The 16,537-nt window shown below is 45.1% G+C and carries 23 protein-coding genes; 22 read left to right on the forward strand and 1 reads right to left on the reverse strand.

All coding sequences use genetic code 11. The annotated features are described in order from the left end of the window. Positions 1–14 precede the first annotated feature (14 nt). The 18 genes from FYJ45_RS24990 (at position 15) to FYJ45_RS25080 (ending at position 14,239) form a co-directional block, all read left to right on the forward strand. Entirely contained in the window at positions 15–1,175 is a 1,161-nt protein-coding gene (locus tag FYJ45_RS24990; protein WP_154467768.1) for a phage major capsid protein, read from the forward strand. Positions 1,176–1,337: 162 nt separating this feature from the next. Beyond that, the gene (locus FYJ45_RS25000) at positions 1,338–1,640 is read left to right on the forward strand and encodes a head-tail connector protein (protein WP_154467772.1); all 303 of its coding nucleotides are present in this window, start codon (positions 1,338–1,340) and stop codon (positions 1,638–1,640) included. Continuing rightward, on the forward strand, positions 1,598–1,975 hold the full coding sequence (locus FYJ45_RS25005) for a phage head closure protein (RefSeq protein WP_154467774.1): 378 nt from the start codon (positions 1,598–1,600) through the stop codon (positions 1,973–1,975). The genes FYJ45_RS25000 and FYJ45_RS25005 overlap by 43 nt, the downstream gene beginning before the upstream one ends. Continuing rightward, complete coding sequence (locus FYJ45_RS25010) at positions 1,965–2,384, forward strand: HK97 gp10 family phage protein (protein ID WP_154467776.1); 420 nt, start codon at positions 1,965–1,967, stop codon at positions 2,382–2,384. The genes FYJ45_RS25005 and FYJ45_RS25010 overlap by 11 nt, the downstream gene beginning before the upstream one ends. After that, positions 2,381–2,824 (forward strand): phage tail terminator family protein, encoded by a 444-nt coding sequence (locus tag FYJ45_RS30125; RefSeq protein WP_154467778.1) that lies wholly within the window; start codon positions 2,381–2,383, stop codon positions 2,822–2,824. The genes FYJ45_RS25010 and FYJ45_RS30125 overlap by 4 nt, the downstream gene beginning before the upstream one ends. A 104-nt stretch (positions 2,825–2,928) precedes the next feature. Then, a complete protein-coding gene (locus FYJ45_RS25020) occupies positions 2,929–3,885 on the forward strand; it encodes a phage tail sheath C-terminal domain-containing protein (RefSeq protein ID WP_235931007.1) in 957 nt (318 codons plus the stop codon). A gap of 11 nt (positions 3,886–3,896) precedes the next feature. Continuing rightward, complete coding sequence (locus FYJ45_RS25025; RefSeq protein ID WP_154467782.1) at positions 3,897–4,325, forward strand: phage tail tube protein; 429 nt, start codon at positions 3,897–3,899, stop codon at positions 4,323–4,325. Positions 4,326–4,342: 17 nt separating this feature from the next. Continuing rightward, positions 4,343–4,747 carry a phage tail assembly chaperone gene (locus tag FYJ45_RS25030; RefSeq protein ID WP_154467784.1) on the forward strand — a complete coding sequence of 135 codons (405 nt, stop codon included), beginning with the start codon at positions 4,343–4,345 and terminating at the stop codon, positions 4,745–4,747. 26 nt (positions 4,748–4,773) lie between these two features. Then, entirely contained in the window at positions 4,774–4,911 is a 138-nt protein-coding gene (locus FYJ45_RS25035; RefSeq protein ID WP_154467786.1) for a hypothetical protein, read from the forward strand. A 67-nt stretch (positions 4,912–4,978) separates the two neighbouring features. Continuing rightward, positions 4,979–7,117, forward strand: coding sequence for a phage tail tape measure protein (locus tag FYJ45_RS25040; protein WP_235931009.1), 2,139 nt, complete (start codon positions 4,979–4,981; stop codon positions 7,115–7,117). A gap of 28 nt (positions 7,118–7,145) precedes the next feature. Beyond that, the gene (locus tag FYJ45_RS25045; protein ID WP_154467790.1) at positions 7,146–7,736 is read left to right on the forward strand and encodes a LysM peptidoglycan-binding domain-containing protein; all 591 of its coding nucleotides are present in this window, start codon (positions 7,146–7,148) and stop codon (positions 7,734–7,736) included. 41 nt (positions 7,737–7,777) lie between these two features. After that, positions 7,778–8,698, forward strand: a complete 921-nt coding sequence (locus tag FYJ45_RS25050) for an XkdQ/YqbQ family protein (RefSeq protein ID WP_154467792.1) — start codon at positions 7,778–7,780, stop codon at positions 8,696–8,698. Between the two features lie 4 nt (positions 8,699–8,702). After that, entirely contained in the window at positions 8,703–9,008 is a 306-nt protein-coding gene (locus FYJ45_RS25055) for a DUF2577 family protein (RefSeq protein WP_195841979.1), read from the forward strand. Then, positions 9,005–9,403 (forward strand): DUF2634 domain-containing protein, encoded by a 399-nt coding sequence (locus FYJ45_RS25060; protein ID WP_154467796.1) that lies wholly within the window; start codon positions 9,005–9,007, stop codon positions 9,401–9,403. The genes FYJ45_RS25055 and FYJ45_RS25060 overlap by 4 nt, the downstream gene beginning before the upstream one ends. Positions 9,404–9,497: 94 nt before the next feature. Next, entirely contained in the window at positions 9,498–10,430 is a 933-nt protein-coding gene (locus FYJ45_RS25065; protein ID WP_321170305.1) for a baseplate J/gp47 family protein, read from the forward strand. Further along, positions 10,427–12,751 carry a hypothetical protein gene (locus FYJ45_RS25070; RefSeq protein ID WP_154467797.1) on the forward strand — a complete coding sequence of 775 codons (2,325 nt, stop codon included), beginning with the start codon at positions 10,427–10,429 and terminating at the stop codon, positions 12,749–12,751. Before FYJ45_RS25065 ends, FYJ45_RS25070 begins: the two co-directional genes overlap by 4 nt. 1 nt (position 12,752) lies before the next feature. After that, positions 12,753–13,478, forward strand: a complete 726-nt coding sequence (locus FYJ45_RS25075) for a YmfQ family protein (RefSeq protein ID WP_154467798.1) — start codon at positions 12,753–12,755, stop codon at positions 13,476–13,478. Next, positions 13,469–14,239 carry a hypothetical protein gene (locus FYJ45_RS25080; protein ID WP_154467800.1) on the forward strand — a complete coding sequence of 257 codons (771 nt, stop codon included), beginning with the start codon at positions 13,469–13,471 and terminating at the stop codon, positions 14,237–14,239. Before FYJ45_RS25075 ends, FYJ45_RS25080 begins: the two co-directional genes overlap by 10 nt. 7 nt (positions 14,240–14,246) lie before the next feature. Here FYJ45_RS25080 and FYJ45_RS25085 read toward each other — a convergent pair whose 3' ends face one another. Next, positions 14,247–14,534, reverse strand: coding sequence for a hypothetical protein (locus FYJ45_RS25085; protein ID WP_154467802.1), 288 nt, complete (start codon positions 14,532–14,534; stop codon positions 14,247–14,249). Positions 14,535–14,627: 93 nt separating this feature from the next. On the opposite strand from FYJ45_RS25085, the gene FYJ45_RS25090 reads away from it, so the two are divergent. The 4 genes from FYJ45_RS25090 to FYJ45_RS25105 form a co-directional block, all read left to right on the forward strand. After that, a complete protein-coding gene (locus FYJ45_RS25090) occupies positions 14,628–15,356 on the forward strand; it encodes a DUF4376 domain-containing protein (protein WP_154467804.1) in 729 nt (242 codons plus the stop codon). Then, positions 15,353–15,766 (forward strand): putative ABC transporter permease, encoded by a 414-nt coding sequence (locus tag FYJ45_RS25095; protein WP_154467806.1) that lies wholly within the window; start codon positions 15,353–15,355, stop codon positions 15,764–15,766. The genes FYJ45_RS25090 and FYJ45_RS25095 overlap by 4 nt, the downstream gene beginning before the upstream one ends. Positions 15,767–15,779: 13 nt before the next feature. Continuing rightward, on the forward strand, positions 15,780–16,256 hold the full coding sequence (locus FYJ45_RS25100; protein ID WP_117531791.1) for a phage holin family protein: 477 nt from the start codon (positions 15,780–15,782) through the stop codon (positions 16,254–16,256). Between the two features lie 30 nt (positions 16,257–16,286). Then, positions 16,287–16,537, forward strand: a 251-nt coding sequence (locus FYJ45_RS25105; RefSeq protein WP_195841980.1) for an N-acetylmuramoyl-L-alanine amidase, incomplete at its 3' end; no start/stop codon positions are given.

Raw genomic sequence — 16,537 nt, forward strand, 5'->3', positions numbered from 1 at the left:
AAAGAGAGGAAACAATGAATAAAAAACTTCTGGAAATGCTGGACGCTATTAAAGCAGCAAAGGAAAAGGTTACCAATCTGGTAAATGAAAACAAGCTGGAGGAAGCAAAGGCGGCAAAAGAGGAACTGAAAAATCTGCAGGAACAGTTTGACATTTTAAAGGACGTTATGGATCCGGAAGGAACCGGAGAAATCACAGACCCTGGAGTGCTGAATGGGATTCCGGCTGGGGAAAAGGATTCCACAAAGGAATTTGCCAATGCGGCAAGGGAGGGGTTCCGCAATACAATGGAGGAAGGCGTGCCGGCTGACGGAGGGTATACCGTTCCTGAAGATATCCAGACGCGCGTTAATGAATACCGGAGCGCAAAAGCATCCCTGATTGAACTGGTCGATGTGGAAAACGTAACTACCAATAAAGGCAGCAGGACTTTTAAAAAACGCGCACAGCAGACCGGATTTTCAAAAGTGGCAGAGGGAGGGAAAATCGGGGCAAAGCCTACGCCGCAGTTTGAACGTCAGGACTATGAAATCGCAAAATATGCCGGTTACCTGCCGGTTACCAATGAACTGCTTGCGGATACGGATGCCAACATCACAGGGACACTTGTCAGCTGGCTGGGGGACGAAAGCCGAGTGACCCGTAACAATATTATTCTGGGGGTAGCCAAAACAAAAACAAAAGAAGCTGTTGCAGGCCTTGATGATATCAAAAAAGTGCTGAATGTTACTCTGGGGCAGGCATTTAAGTCTACTTCACGGATTGTTACAAATGATGATGGCCTGCAGTGGCTGGATACCCTGAAAAATGATAAGGGGGAATATCTTCTGCAGCCGAACCCTGCGGATCCGATGCAGATGAGGCTTTGCGCGGGAGCAACTATTATCCCGGTAACTGTGCTTCCTAATCAGGATTTTCCTTCAGATACAGCAACGTCCGGACACCGCAAGATTCCGTTCCTGATCGGTGACCTGAAAGAAGGAATCAAGTTCTACGACAGAAATTTAATGTCGATTATGACTTCCAATATTGCGGCAATCGGGAGTTTGAACGCATTTGAAGAAGATTTAACAATTTTCCGTGCCATTGAACGAGAGGACTGCAAGATTAAGGATTCCGAAGCATTTGTATATGCAGAAATGGATTTATCCGATGCCAGTGTAACGGGGGAATAAACAGCTATAGCCTGGGAAGCGGGAATCCCGCGCCGGCGGACGGAGAGCTGCAGGGCATGACGGTCAGCGCCCTGAAAGACCTGGCAGCTGCGCAGGGCTATAGCATTACAAGAACAAAAAAAGCTGACATTATAGAAGAAATTTTGAGTCAGGAGGCGCAGCATGGATAAGCAGAAAGTAAAGGAATACCTGCGCGTTGATTTTGACGAAGATGACGGAATTATTGAACAGATGATGCTGGCAGCTGAAAATTATATTATTTCCGCTGTAGGGGAATACGACAGCAGTAATGAAAAAGCGAACATGCTTTTTATGGCAATCGTACAGGATTTGTACGATAACCGTACGCTGATGGTTACAGAACAGCAGAAAAAAAGAATGTCATATACTTTTGCATCCATAATCCTTCAGCTGCAATTAGAATGTCAGGAGGTGGCGGAAGGGGAATTAATCCGGGAAGGCTGAAAAAACGCATTACCATCATGCGGTATCAGGATACAGAAAATTCCCTTGGAAACCTTGTATCACAGCTTCTTCCGTACAAAACAGTATACGCGGAAATCAGGCCGGTGAGAGGGAAAGAATACCAGGAGTATTACAAGGATACAAACAGTCTGGAATATAAAATAACCATTCGTTTTCTGCCGGATCTGCAGCCTGCGGATGTATTGGTATATCATGAGAAACAATTCCTGATAAACAGCATCATTAACGTAGAGGAACAGGGATACATTCAGGAAATCATGTGTACAGAAAAACTGCAGGACAAAAAAGCGGAGGTGATAGCCGGTGGCAGTTGATTTCATGGTGAAAGGCCTGGACGATCTGCAGAAGGATATTGAAGAGTTGATTTCCAAATACCCGGATGAAACGAATGCAAAAATGAAACAGATCGGAAAAGAGTTTACAAAAGATTGCAATTCACAGATGCCGCCTTCTTACAAAAAGGGAAAAAGGCCAATTCCTAAAAGTTGGAAAGTCACTGTGGATGAAGAAAGGCATGTTGCAACACAGACATATATTAAAAATACAGCTCCGCACTTCCATCTTGTAGAAAACGGCCATAAAAAATGGATTAATGGAGTTGACACAGGCGGTACTGTTCCCGGGAAACATTACGCAGAAAAAACAAGTCATGAATATGAAGAAAAATTCCCGGATGAAATCGAAGCATTCCTTGATGAAATGTTGAAAGGGAACAAGTTATGACAGGCTACGGCGATCTGATATGGGAACTTAACAGTCTGCTGAAAAAGAAGTATCCGGACGTTAAAATTTACGGGAATGATACAACAGAAGGATGGAGAAAACCATATTTTTTTCTGGAATGTGTGCCATACGGCATGAATTATGTGTCACGGAATTTCATAAAAAAATCATGCAGCCTTAAAATCACTTATTTTCAACGGGTGCCAGATGAACCGGATCAACTTCAAAAAGTAGAAGAAATCCGGGAAATGATAGGGATGAAGTTCTGCGTAAAGGATCGGAAACTTGATATTAAGGAATATACCCATGATTACGTGGGGGAATACAACAACATTCTTCAGATTACTCTTGATTTGGAATGGTTTGAAAATTGTTACAAAGAACCTGAGGAAGAGAAAATGAAAGAAATAGAGTTGTCAGTGAAAGAAAGGAGAAAATAAGGGGAGCGCCAGCAATTAACATTATTTTTATCGAAAAAGCAGAAACAGCGGCACGGAGAGGGGAAAGGGGGATTGTTGGTCTGGTATTGAAAGACAGTACCGAAATGAAAGCAACACTCTTCCCGAATTCAGAAATGCCTGAGGGCCTGAGTGCAGATAATCAGGAATTGATTAAGTTTGCGCTGACGGGATATGAAACAACGCCGAAAAAAGTACTTCTGTATGTGATGGATTCTGCGGGAGAAATTGCAGACGAATACGCGAAGATGCTTAAGTATTTTGAAACCGTGACGGTTAACTGGCTTGTTTTTGCATCCGTAAAAGAGGACAGCAAAACAGCGGATATCGTAGAATGGGTGAAGAAACAGCGGCAGGAGAAAAGGACAGTGAAAGCAGTCCTTCCCAGTGTGGCAGCGGATACGGAAGGCATTGTGAATGTAGATTCCAGCCTTTTTATTGGGGAAAAAGAGTATCCCCCGGGAAAAGCGGCGGTAAGGGTTGCCGGCCTGCTTGCGGGGACGCCGATCACAATTTCCTGCGCTTATGCACCGCTTAGGGATTTTACGGACTGTACAAGGCTGGATAGGGCAGCCATGGATACAGCTGTGGACGCCGGGAAATTTATTTTCCTGTGGGACGGTGAAAAGGTAAAAGTATGCCGGGGAGTAACCAGCCTGACTACGGTATCTGAAACCAAGGGAAAAAGCTTCAGCAAAATAAAAATTGTGGAAGCTATGGACATGATACAGGATGATATCACAATCACGGTACAGGACAATTACATTGGGAAATATCCAAATACCTATGATAACAAATGCCTGTTGATTACCGCGATCAATGAATATTTCAATGAATTGGCCAGGAGCGGCGTCATCCAGTCAGGAATCTGTGAAATTGATATCCAGGTACAGAGAAAATATCTGGAAGAAAATGGTGTTGATACACAGGACATGAGCGACCAGCAAATAAAAGAAGCCAATACAGGTTCCCACGTATTTTTAAGGGCCACAGTATCGATCCTTGACGCTATTGAGGATATCGATCTGAATATCTATATTTAAGGAGGCACGGCATGGAAGGATTTTTAGCAGATAATGTGATAAATGGAAATTGGGGGGAAATGTGGTTTAACAGCCAGTATATGGCTGAAGTAATTTCCCTGAAAGCGGAGCTGAATATCAAGTATGAAGCGGTTACACGGACAAGGCATTTGATTGATGGCCAGAAAATGACAGGGATAGAAGGGAAAGGCGAATTCAAATTACATAAGGTTTCCTCTTTTATTATGAAGCAGGTTTCGGAGGCTTTGAAGCAGGGGAAATCACCTACATTTACAATCATTTCAAAGCTTGCAGATCCGGATAGTTTCGGAGGGGAACGAATTGCTTTATACGGATGCAAACTTGATAAATCAATCCTGGCAGACTGGGAAGCACGGAAAAATGGGGAGGAATCGTATTCCTTCACATTTGAGGATTGGGAAATACTCGACAGCATCTGAAAAGGGGGGAATAAAGAATGAATTTAGCTGAAAAACTGATGAAATTGGATCGTGGGAAGCTTACTGAGATTCCCACGGGAACAATGGAAATTAAAAGACTCTCAGAAATGATGGGGGAACCATTCATTGTAAAATGCAGGGCAATACCGGGGGAAAGATATACCGAGCTTTCAACGCAGATTATTGGGGATAACGGTGAAGCGGATTACGGGAAAGTATACAGCACAAGTACCCTTATTGTCGTAGAGGGCATAATGGAACCTAACCTGAAAGACCCGGAACTACTTAAACATTTTGGATGCGCAACGCCGAAAGATTTGGCGGGAATTCTGTTCCAGGGTGGAGACATGCAGAAAGTTTCTGACCTTATTACAGATCTAAGCGGATTCGGGGATGATACTGATAAAAAAATAAAAAACTGATTAACACTGATCCGGAAGTCCGTCTGATGTATCTGTTATTCCGTGACAAGGGATGGAAACCGTCTGATTATTTTGATATGCCGGAAAGCGATAAACGTATAACAAAAATATTTATGATAGAAGAGCTGCGCGAACGGGGAAAAGAGGTGGACGCTAAGGAGTAGGACAATAGATGCCATTTTGAGGCTGAGGGATGAATTCAGTGGTAATCTGGGAAAATCTGTGCAGGCAATGACGAATGCATCCAGAACGGCCGTAAAAATATCCAGGGATATCGAACGGGCAGGGCAGGGTATCACGAACGTAGGAAAAGGCCTGGCTGCATCAGTAACGACCCCTATTATTGGAGTCGGGGTTGCGGCTGGGAAAATGGCATTGGATTTTGAGGACGGCATAGCGAAAGTATCCACAATAGCAGATACAACAGCAATGAGTATGGACAATATACGTCAGGGAATAATTGACCTATCCAACCAGACAGGGATAGCGGTAACGGAAATATCGGAAGCGCAGTACCAGGCAATTTCTGCAGGGGTAAAAACAGCGGAATCCCTGAAAGTGGTGGAGACAGCAAGCAAAGCGGCAAAGGCCGGTTTTACGGATACCGCAACGGCAATTGACGGCCTGACCACCGTATATAATTCATATCAGGGTGCGGTTGATTATAGTGCCATTGCCGATCAGATGATGATGACGCAGAATTATGGGAAAACAACTTTTGGTGAACTTGCGTCCAGCATGGGACAGGTAACGCCGGTTGCCAATGCGTTAAACGTATCCTCACAGGAACTGTTTTCTTCTATCGCGGTATTAACTAAAAACGGCATAAATACATCCCAGGCGGTTACTGGAATGAAAGCGGCATATTCTAATATCCTGAAGCCTACGGCAGATGCGCAGAAAGAAGCAAAAAAACTGGGGTTGGAATTTAATGCAGCCCACTTAAAATCTGTCGGATGGGCGCAGTTCATGGCAGAAATCAGTGAAAAGACAGGCGGGAATACGGAATCTATGGCCAAGCTGTTTGGCTCTGTGGAAGCCCTGAATTCTATGACAGTCCTTGCAGGCGCCGGATTCGGTGATTTTAACACAGCCCTTGGAATGATGAATAAATCCGCAGGGCTTACGGAACAGTCCTATAAAAAAATGATAACGCCGGCGGAACGCTGGAATATCACTTTAAATAAAATAAAAAATGCGGGAATAAAAGTCGGTGAAAAGCTGATTCCAACTTTCGAAAAGATTACTGGCATGGTGGAAAAAGCAGCTGATAAATTCAACGGCCTGTCTGATTCCCAGGTGGAAATGGTTATTAAGATTGCAGGTATCGCGGCAGCAGTCGGCCCGGCGGTTATCGTATTCGGGAAACTTGTTACAGGTGTAGGAAAGGGGCTGCGGATATTTAATACCCTTTCAAAAACAGTGAAAGCGGCAGGAAGTATCTTTTCCTTGTTAACGTCTCCGGTTGCTATTGTGGTGATTGGCCTGGTGGCTTTGATAGCGGCGATTGTTTTGGTAATCAAAAATTTTGACAAAATAAAAGCAGCGGCAAAGCAGTTTGCTTCACATTTTACCAGCGAATTTTCTGCAGTGAGGGGAATCATACAGCAGGTAAAAAATATTTTTGGTTCGGTAGCCCCTTACTTTCAAGCAGTGGTGGCTAAAATAGGCCCCATGATTGCAAGCATTAAATCATTCCTGCAGCCGATACTGTCTTTTATAGGTTCCGTTTTTATAACAAAAATAAAATTTGGATTCCAGAATGTAATTAGTTTTGTTACTGCGTTTGTAGGACAATTAGGAACAATTTTACACGGGGTTACAACGGTATTGGATGGGATAATCACATTCATCACAGGCGTTTTTTCCGGGAACTGGTCGCAGGCATGGGAAGGAGTACAGAAGATTTTCAGCGGCGTGTTTGAAGCAATTACCGGGATTGCAAAGGGTGTTATTAATGGCGTAGCATCTGTAATCAATAATGTAATTAGCACGATCAACGGTATGGGATTTACAATACCGGAATGGGTGCCGAAGATAGGCGGGAATACATTTTCGCTAAATATACCTACGATTCCGATGCTGGCAAAAGGGACAAAATCATGGCCAGGCGGTATTGCAGGAGTACATGAGCGTGGCGGTGAAATTATTGATTTGCCGCGTGGCAGCAGGGTATATCCTCACGACGAATCATTGCGCATGGCCCGCAGGGAAGGGGCTGCAGCCGGGAATATCACTATAGCCAAACTTGCGGATGAAATTATTATCAGGGAAGAGAGCGATATTAATAAAATGGCGGAGGCACTGGTGCAGAAACTGTCAAAAGCACGCGTGAATATGGGAGGAAGTTACAAGGGAAGTATGGCTTAGACAAGGCGGAAACGAGGTAAGGATACCAGTGCTGCCTTCCAATTATAATGTGACATCCGGACAGAAAAACAAAGTAATTAACATCAATGCGCTGGGAGAAATCAACCTGATAGGAAACAGGGGATTGACGGAAATAAGTTTTTCTTCCTTTTTCCCTTATGCCTATCAGACCTATTGTGAATACTCGCCGGTGCAGCCGCCAAAGGCATATGTGGACTCTATCGAGGCTATGAAAAGGGCGGGAGATGTGCGCCTGACGATTACAGGGACATCCATTAATATGATGGTGACAATTGAAAGCTTCCAACACGCCGAAGAAGATGGAAGCGGTGATGTTTCGTATACGCTGGAATGCAAAGAGTACAGGTTGCCAAATGCGGAAGATACAAATCCGGGAGTGAGTACGCTTGATACATCCAGGGAAATGCCGCCGGCAAATGAAACAGTCAGTTATCTTGTAAAAAAAGGTGACTGCCTCAGTGCAATAGCAATGAGGCTGACAGGGAAAGCGGACTGGAAAACATTGTATGAACAAAACAAGGATGTAATAGGGGGGAATCCAAACCTGATACATCCAGGGCAAACCTTATTAATATCGGGGGCGAGAAAAGGAACATAAAACTTTTCAAGAGAAATGGAAGCCAATACGACATTACACAAATGGCCGAATCGATAGAGTGGGGCGGAGATATAACCTCAGCCGCGAGAACTGCGGATGTGAGCATTATTAATGCCCCATATGACCCAAATATGAACCGGATGCCGGAAATAGCATCCGGGGATTATATTTCCATGGAAGATGGAAATGAGTTATTTTATGGACAGTTCCGGGGTATCGAACGATCCAGCGAAACAGGGACAATTACATATAATGCATCCGACATAATGATCCATCTGCTGAATTCCAGGGGGAAATATAATTTTAAAAATCTTTCCCCGGAAGAAATCACACTGATGGTATGCCGTGATATTGGAATGGAAACAGGGCAGATTGCATCAACAGGAATTATTATCCCATCCATGTTATGTGACAGCGATTCTTATTATGACATAATCATGAAAGCGTATACAAAAGCCTTTATGGTAAACGGGATAAAATATATGTGTGCAATCAAAAACAGGAAATTAGATGTCATTGAAAAAGGAAAACAAGCATATGGGATTACACTTTCGGATAAAGTGAACCTGTATAACGCTTCCATTTCTGAAAGTACAGAAGCGGTCATAAACCAGGTAAAAATATATGACGGGCAAGGGAACCAGATCGGGGAGGTACGGGACGAATTAAGCATTGCAAAATATGGGATGTTTCAGGAAAATTACACAGCGGAATCAGGAATCGATCCAAACACAGCCGCAAGAAACCTGATAAAGGAGCCGGAACAGACCCTTAGCATAGAAGCAATAGGGAATATCAACTGCACGGCGGGAAACGCAGTCACTGTAAAGGACGCCGCGACACAGATGCAGGGATTGTATTGGATTAAGTCTGACCGGCATACCTGGCAGGGCGGAGTCCATACAATGCAGCTGGATTTGATATTTAAGGACATGATGGATGCAAAAGGCATGGGGGAGTGACACAATGAGCGCATTTGAGGATTTAATAGGAATCATGCAGGAGGAGGGGGAGAAAAATAATCCTACAGGCACGCAGCTGGGAGTTATGACCGGGCCGAACACGTGTGATGTTGACGGGCTTTCCCTGATGGCAGAGGATTTATTTTTTGCGGAGCATTTAATTCATCCGGTTGCCTTTAAAGTAAAAATCAATGAAGATGGCACGGACGGCAGCGAATACCTTGAGCCGCTAAAAAAGGGAGATATTGTAGCCGTAAAAAAAATCAGTGACAGCCAGTACCTTGTGCTTGGAAAGATGGTGAGCCTATGAGTATTTTCCCCACATTTGCAGAAAAAGAAAAGCCTGTAAAGACGATAGACATACCACGGGAATATGGAATAGATTTTGAAACAGGGGAACTGACAGGGGAAATTGTGGAAGGGCTTGAGGCGCTTAAGGTATGGATATGGATTTGCCTTAAGGTGGAACGGTTTCGGTATCCTGCATATTCATGGGTTTACGGTTCAGAATTGGAACAGTATATCGGGAAGGCTTATTCTGACGAATTTATTCAATTTGATGCGCCGCGTGCCGTGGAGGAAGCATTGAAAGTGAATCCGCACATTCAGGGAATTAAGGATTTTGAATCGATCATAGATGGGGAAAAACTGAGAATGTCTTTTACAGTAATCAGTGATATAGGGGAGGCGAGTATAAAGGTTTGAAAATCAGACATATGAGCGTATTTTAAAGTCTCTCCGTGAAAGAGTGCCGCAGAAAGTATCTACTACGGAAGGGACATTAATACATAACGCGCTTGTGCCAGCAGCTTATGAGATCGAAAAAAATTATATTACAGCGGATGTTATATTACAGGAAGTATTTACGGATACCGCTTCCAGAGAAAATTTAGTAAGGCGTGCCAAGGAAAGAAACATATATCCTCATCCGGCAACGGCAGCTGTTTGGAAAGGAACTTTTGTGCCTGAAGATTTGGATGTTCCCAATGGGACCAGATTTAATGGAGGAAAGTTAAATTTTGCTGTTATTGGAAGAGTACAGAATGGGTATGAACTTATATGTGAAACGGTTGGAAGCCAGGGAAATGCGTGCCGTGGGAGTATCACACCAATCCGATACCTGCAGGGATTTAAGTCAGCCGAACTGACGGAACTGATTACCCAAGGAAATGACGAGGAGGAAACGGAGGCCTTCAGGGAACGTTATCTGACCATACTCCGGAAACCATCCACCAGCGGAAATATCTACGATTATTATAATTGGGCTATGGCCTGTAAAGGGGTAGGAGCTGCCAAAATATTCCCGTTGGCCTATGGTCCCGGCACAGTTAAGGTGGTTGTGGCCGATGAGGATAAAATGGCGGCTACGCCGGCCTTAATAAAGGAAGTCAAAGATTATATTGAAGAAATGCGGCCTATCGGCGCCACGGTCACAGTAGCATCGGCGCAGGAGCTGCCAGTCAACGTCATGGGGAGAGTAAAGCTTAAGGATGGAATAAACCTCGGTGCAGCGCAGGCTTCCTTCCGGGAAACTTTTGATACATTTTTGCGGGACAACGCCTTTGACATCTCCTATGTCGGATACGCCCGCGCGGGGAACATCCTCCTGGGGACTACCGGCGTAGAGGATTACGCAGGCCTTACCATAAACGGCTATGAGCACAACATAGAGCTTACGGATGAGCAGATAGCGGTCATCGGAACGGTGACACTGGAGGTGATGGGGGAATGATGGACCTTTCCGTATTTTGCGATAAATTAAATAAAGTAGATGGAAAAGTTTATGTAATTGAAGAGGAAATCCAGATACCGGACAGCGGGATATATGAGGCGGAGTTGCAGCATGACAATATCGTGGACAGTACCCTGGCGGTATATACCGGCCCCACCCTGACGGGAGAGCAATTGCAGACTTATGCGCTGTCCACCCCAAGCCTCATGCCCTGGAAAAGGATCATCCGGATCCAGACGGATAAAAAGGTGGTCTATGTATCCTATGAGACAGACGGCGATACCGTGGAGGCACAGGATATAAACATCGTGCAGGATGCTATCCTTGAAACACAGGGCGGCGTAAACGCGGAAGAGGCTAGGGCAAAATCTACAGAGATGGAGTTGAACAGGAACCTGCAGGCTGAAACAGAGCGGGCAACCGGGGAAGAGCAGCGTCTGGACGGTCGGATCGACACCGAAGCCAGCAGGGCGCAGGAGGCCGAAAATATTTTATCCCTCCGCTTGGATGCGGAGACGGGGAGGGCAGAAGCGGTAGAACAGAAAAATGCGGATGCCATTGCGGCGGAGGCAGAACGGGCAGCTGGCGCGGAAAAAAAACTGGCCGATAACCTGACCGGGGAAATAAGCAGGGCGAAAGCCGCCGAAGAGGTAAATGCGGACAATATCACCGCAGAGTCTTCCCGCGCCACGGCGGCGGAAAATAAAAACGCTGAGGATATTAAAGCAGAAACCACAAGGGCGGAATCTGCGGAGGCATCCATCCGTAGCACCATAAATACAAACAAGCCCATTTGGGATGATAAGTACACTCGGAATGAGGTGGACAATAAGTTCTCCACACTGGAAACAGCGATTGACTGGAAAGAGGCTGTAAACTCCTTTGCTGACCTTGCCACGGCTTACCCTAAGCCGGACGACGGGTGGACGGTAAATGTAAAAGATACAGATTATACATACCGGTGGAGCGGCACGGAATGGGTAGCGATATCCGCCAATGCTATCCCAAAGGCAACCCAGAGCGTAGACGGTTTACTGAGTAAGGAGGATAAAGCCTATTACGATGATGCCTACAGCAAACGTCATACCCACAGTAACAAGGGCATTATCGATAAGATAACACAATCCCTGCTTGATGCATGGAATGCAGCATACACCCATATAAGCGATACAGTTATGCATGTTACTGAGGTCGAACGGAATAATTGGGATGATGCCAACAACAAGAAACATACCCATAGTAATAAGGGCGTGATTGACAAACTGACGCAGGCCATGCTGGATAAATTATCCGGTATTGCTGCCGGTGCTGAAGTGAATGTGCAGCCAGACTGGAATACCACAGATGCTGCCTCAGATGCTTATATAAAAAACAAGCCATCTGCTTTGCCAGCATCGGATGTAAAGGCATGGGCCAAGGCGGAAACAAAACCGGCTTATGGCTGGACTGAAATTACTGGAAAGCCTTCTTCTTATACCCCATCTGCACATAACCATACCAAGAGTCAGATAACGGATATGCCTACGAAGCTGTCTCAGTTCACGAATGATTCTGGCTATATCACGTCGTCTGACGTGGACACCAGTCAGAATCATACACACTCAAACAAGGTCGTGCTGGATGAAATCACACAGCCCATGTTGGATAAATGGAATACTGATAGCGATACCAAAGTTACGCAGACCAATACAACCGGCAGTGCAGATTACCGGATGATGCTGTCCGGGAATGCCAATGACTCTACGGAAACCAATATTGTCCGTAAATCTACCCATTTCCTGGCAAACCCTGCAACCGGTGAATTTTATGCAAAGGGTTTCAGGCGGATAAACATAACCGGACAGACTCTGGATATTAATACGTTAAATCTTTCTTCAGGTACACCATGTATTATGCGGTGTATCGAAAAGACCAGTGGGGGTGCAGCCAATATTACAAATATTCCTGTAACTGGACAGCCATTCCTGCTTGACATTGAATTAATACGCTGGGCGTCTGCCACGGATTATATTACAATGCAGACTTTTCGTAATGCTGCTAATCCTGCCAATGAATATGTGCGTTTCTGCACAAGCGGTACGTGGGGCGGTTGGGTGACGCGGGTATTTACGGATACAAAATATTCCCACCCTAACAGCGGTGTAACCGCAGGAACCTATAAGAGCGTTACCGTAAATGCGCAAGGGCATGTGACAGGCGGAAGTAACCCTACAACGTTGGCCGGATACGGGATAACGGATGCCGCAGCAAAAAGTCATAACCATGACACGGTATACTTAAAAAAGGGTGCCATGAAGTGGAATGACTTGGGAGGTGGCTGATATGTACGGTAAAAATAAATATGGCCTATTACAGTACGCCAGGGATTCCACACCCGGAAGCGTGCAGATGGATTATTATATAGAACTATCTCAATACGTTCCCCAATTTATAGCTAATATTACTGAAATAAAAGAAATATATAGCACAGAAGGATATGAGTTGGGAATATTACAGAATGTCTTTGAAGATATTTTTTCACAGGGATTTATCAGTACAGCAACATGGGGATTGCTCCGCTGGGAAGAGGTTTTTGGTGTTACCACAAATGTGTCCTTGAGTTATGAGCAGCGCCGGGAAATTATCATGGCTAAAATCAGGGGCCAAGGAACTACCACGGCGGAGATGATTAAGGATGCTGCTGAGGCATTTTCAGGCGGGGAGGTAGAGGTTATTGAGGATAATCCCAATTACCACTTTATCGTCCGCTTTATTGGCATTTACGGCATTCCTCGGAACATGCAGGCGTTTATTACAATGCTGGAAGAAATAAAACCCGCGCATCTGTGGTATACATTTGACTACAAATATGTTAAATGGAATGACCTGAAACCGAAAACATGGAATGACCTGCGGCCTTACACTTGGAATGGATTACGGATAAATGAGATAACCCCGTATGTATCCTGGACGGGCCTGCAGGAAGAGGAATACACCTGGAACAGCTTGGCGGCCTATGGCTGGAATAAAGTAAAAGAAATAGAGGAGGCAAAGAGAATATGCAATTAACACCTAATTTCCGGCTGATGAAGCCGGATGGAACCGATCCTGTAAACGTACAGGACCTTAACGACAACATGGATGTTCTGGACGCGGAAGTCGTAAAAAAACTTGATAAAACTGGGGATGCCAGCAATGTGGTAAATAAGTTTACCCAGGCTGGAAGCCGGACAAATTTACTTTCTGGGGAAAAACTGTCAGTATCATTTGGGAAAATCATGAAATGGTTTGTAGATCTTAAAGATGTTGCGTTTTCTGGGAGGTACTCAGATTTGACGGATAGGCCAACAATACCCGCTGGCGGGATTGCCGATAAGTCTAAGATTATTGATAATCTGGACGATATTGCGGCAAATACGCAGACAGGGTATATTGCGGGGGCACTGGCGGTAAAGGAATTAAATCAGAATTTAGGAGGTTTGTCTTTTTATGAAGATGAAACCGGAAAGTATGTAATAGGTGCTGATTCAGTTCCAAAAAAATTGGGTAGTGATGTTAAGGTGTATGCTATTACTCAAACTACTAATGGCAGTCTTAACATTTCTTCCGATTTTGCTGATTACGCCAATATTACCGCAGATAACATTAATATTGGGATAACCGGAGGCTGGACAGAGCATACGTATACAAGTGCTACTGGACATACTTACGTTTATGCACAAATAGTTTCCTATGATCCAGCAACGGGAGTGATAACATATAAATTATACAGTAATGGTAATGTTGGGGCATATCAGCTGAATGGATACATAATCGTTCATGGAAGCTAAAGCGGGCTTAAGCGGTTATAGCAATAACTGTACCAGTCCATGTCATTGGGCGGCAATATGTAGTACTACCAATACTTATAGTTAATATGCCTGTAGCTGTATTGTAGTTTTTGGCTAGAGTGCATTGTCCGCCACCGGTGCTTGTCAGGCCGATACCGGCATTCGTGGGTTCAAAATAGCAGGCAATGATTTTACTGATATCTAATCCCATATCATTTAAGTCAATTTCGTTTTGATACGTACTGCCGCCATTGCCTGTTGTGACAGTGACTGTTTTAGTTGCTATTTTCATCATACCCTCCTGTAGCTCCTGTAAATTCTGATTTAACGGCAGTAAAGAAATAAAACTATAAACAAAATATCGTAAACAGAAAGGAGGTATGCGTCTATGGCGTACCTTAATTTTTTGCAGTCCAAAGATTTTATAAAATGTTCTGTGGTTCCGGCCGGGAATATAGTAACCATTAAATTCCCGGAAGGTACAGAGCCGGTAATAAGTACAAAGGGCTTCCGGCTGTATCTGGACGCGGCGGGCGATCTGGATATCGGCGGGGATGATTACCTGGGATACACAACCATATACCGTAACGACGAGGTGACGGCGGCATACAACGGTTATCAATTATCTTGTGACGGCAGCATATGGACTCCCCCGGAACCTGCCCCTGAACCCGAACCGGCGCCGGAGCCAACGCTTGAAGAATTGCGGGAGTCGAAGGTACAGGAAATGAATGCGCTGCAGCAGGCCGCAATCCAGAGCGGCGTTAATGTCACGCTGACAGATGGGACAGTGGAGCATTTCACATTGACGGAGCATGACCAGACAAGCCTTGTAGGCCTGCAGAGCCAGGTGGCGGCTGGTGAAGAAAGCATCCCTTGGCATACCAGTAATGAGGAAGAGCATTGTAAGTTTTACAGCAATGCAGATATGGGGCTGATTATTACGCAGGCTATGGCATGGGTGACCTGGCATGTTACATACTTCCGGGATCTGCGGATTTATATCCGGAGTCTGGAGTCCAAGGAGGAAGTAGCTGGCATAGTTTATGGGATGGAACTTCCAGAAGAATGTCAGTCTGAGCCGCTTAAGGTTATGATTGCGGCTCAGACAATATGAGGGCAGTAAGGCCGTTGGTGCTGTGCAGCATCGGCGGCCTGCTGTATGTGCTTTGTGAGTTTATATTCCGGGGGTGTAGCCATTGGACTATGTTTCTGGTCGGCGGCCTCTGCTTTTGGCTGATTGGACTTATCAACGAGGTTATTCCCTGGGAGATGCCACTTTGGAAGCAGTGCATCATCGGAGCAGTTATTATAACTACGGTGGAGTTTATAGCCGGATGCATAATTAATATTGGTCTGGGATGGCAGGTCTGGGATTACTCAGGGCTGCCTTTTAACATCATGGGGCAGGTATGTCTGCCTTTTGCAGTGTTGTGGGTAGTGGTGGCAGCTGTAGGTATTGTATTGGACGACTATTTGAGATACTGGATTTTCAGACAAGAAAAACCACTTTATAAATTATTTTAGGAGGATTAAAACTATGAAACAGACATGTTATGCAATTCATGCAGGGGCTGCGGCCCTTCTTGCCTGGCTCTCTGCGCGTCTGGGAATTTTGCTGCCAGTCATTGCTATTCTGGCCGTTGTGATGGTCATTGACTATATCACCGGCATATTGGCAAGCAAGCAGGAGGCGCTGGAGCATCCGGATAATCCGGCCTACGGATGGAGTTCAAAAAGAGGAAAACAGGGAATAATCAAAAAAGTCGGATACCTATGCGTGATTGCTGCGGCTATGGTTGTGGATTATATTATCCTTCATGTGGCAGCGCAGACCGGTATACAGGTAAGCCTCAAGGCATTTTTTGGCCTTCTGGTGGCCGTATGGTATATTCTGAATGAACTGCTGTCCATTATCGAAAACGCTGGTAGAATGGGTGCAAATGTTCCCACATGGCTATCTAAATATGTGGCGGTACTTAAAAACAAAATAGATTCACAGGGGGAGGGGGAGTAATCCCCTTCCTTTCTTTTCAGGAGGAAAACTATGAGAATTAATATACACGCCGGACATAACCCGGACGGAATGACCGCATGTGGCGCTGTAGGCCTGATTCGGGAGTCAACGGAAGCACGGGCGGTGAAAGATAAGGTTATAGAAAAATTAGTGTCTATGGGACATACAGTGCATGACTGCACCTGTAATAACGGCGCCAGCCAGCAGGACGTGCTCAAGCGGATAGTGGCGGCCTGTAATGCCCATGAGGTGGATCTGGATGTATCTATCCATTTCAATGC

Source organism: Eisenbergiella porci (assembly GCF_009696275.1).
In the GTDB taxonomy this organism is placed as follows: Bacteria; Bacillota; Clostridia; order Lachnospirales; family Lachnospiraceae; genus Eisenbergiella; species Eisenbergiella porci.